Source organism: Hymenobacter sp. B1770 (assembly GCF_049896385.1).
Classification (GTDB): Bacteria; Bacteroidota; Bacteroidia; order Cytophagales; family Hymenobacteraceae; genus Hymenobacter.
Genome location: NZ_JAFCUF010000054.1, coordinates 1 through 899, shown reverse-complemented (window position 1 = coordinate 899; position 899 = coordinate 1). Strand labels below are relative to the sequence as shown.

The window sequence follows — 899 nt, the reverse complement described above, 5'->3', positions numbered from 1 at the left end:
ATTTCAAGCCCGGCCCACCTGTGCCAGGCTATCGCCATGCTGCCAAAGCCTTTCGTATTCGTGATCCTTTTTGGCTTCGCAGCAGGTGTGCCTGGTGCCTATGGGCAGGCGACCGTTAACCAGGCGTACTCCGACCCCGACGAAATGCGGCTCTTGGATCGGACGTCTGTCACCCGGGCCGCACACCAGGCCCTTTCTTCTTCCGAGCGGGCGGTACTTTGTCGCAAAGGCCGGGGCTTCATCTCCTTCAGTTGCCAAGTGGACGGCACCGGGCGCATCGAGGCCATTACAGCGGTCCAGCTGTACCAAGCCGCCAAGGAAGTGCCCGCCCCGATGCTGGCCAAGCTGCAGGAGCGGGTGCGCCGCGACGTGCTGTTCCATGTGCCCGCGGTGGATCGACCGCCTAACATGGGGAAGTGGAGAAGGCCAGGGGTTGTTATCCCGCTTGCCGTATTCTGCAAGTGATGTGCTGGCAAAGCCAGTTTAGCAAAACGGTCCGAAGGTAAACGCGGCCATTCAGGTGAAGGGGAACTGGTATAAACTTTAGCTTACCGCGCTCCCCGGCAAAGGAGACGTCCCGTTATTTTCGGCGGTAGGTGTGGCCAAATCCGTCCGGGTTGTTATCGGCTAAGCGCAAGTGGGCCCCCAGTTCCTCCATGACGTAGGTCTCGGGGCCCGCCGTCACGGGACTGCCCGGGAGTGGGGTAAAGCGCAACGCCCGGGCGGCCTGCCCGGTGTAAATGCTGCGCACCGACCCGAGGGAATAGGTGCCGGATTTGGTTTGGCGCGTGGTTCCCTGCCGCGTCTCGTAGGCCTGAAAGGTGCTATCCGGCGTAAACACCCAGCGGACGGCAATGCCCGTGGAGGCGGGCGTGAGTGTTTGTCTCCCCGTCATGCCG

The 899-nt window shown here is 62.1% G+C and carries 2 protein-coding genes; one reads left to right on the top strand and one right to left on the bottom strand.

From position 1 onward, the window contains the following. Positions 1-465, top strand: a 465-nt coding sequence (locus ACP7AJ_RS21420; protein WP_426062279.1) for a hypothetical protein, incomplete at its 5' end; no start/stop codon positions are given. Positions 466-580: 115 nt separating this feature from the next. On the opposite strand, the gene ACP7AJ_RS21415 is transcribed toward ACP7AJ_RS21420, so the two are convergent. Next, a partial coding sequence (locus tag ACP7AJ_RS21415; RefSeq protein WP_426062278.1) for a hypothetical protein occupies positions 581-899 on the bottom strand: 319 nt, incomplete at its 5' end.